This window comes from Howardella ureilytica, assembly GCF_054657495.1.
This window is the reverse complement of the sequence record NZ_BAAHYP010000035.1, coordinates 1-310: the sequence shown is the minus strand read 5'-3', so window position 1 is coordinate 310 and position 310 is coordinate 1. Positions and strand designations below refer to the sequence as shown.

Here is a 310-nt window from a genome sequence, read left to right as displayed (position 1 = left end):
GGGGAATACATACCACGTGAAGTTTACAAAGGATACTTTGAAATATGTTAAAAATGAAAAAAATAAATACCACATGGGAAAAGTATTCTATTGGGACGTAATCAGAGATAACGAGATTGCATGGAAAGCTCCTGAGATAACAAAAGACGATTCCGGCTTGAAAACGGTAAATTATACAGGAACGATAGCAACCGTAAGGAAAATGCTTAAGAAGAACACTCCGCTGCTTACCAGAATGCCGTTAGAGGATAAAGGCAGTATTGCCAATGAGACACTGTATTCAAAGGATAAGGCCAAAGAAAAAATATAC

General features: G+C 37.1%; 1 protein-coding gene. It reads left to right on the top strand.

Annotation, left to right across the window (positions count from 1 at the left end; all coding sequences use genetic code 11):
* Positions 1-16 precede the first annotated feature (16 nt).
* A partial coding sequence (locus ACYQ1N_RS07605) for a hypothetical protein (protein WP_459834527.1) occupies positions 17-310 on the top strand: 294 nt, incomplete at its 3' end.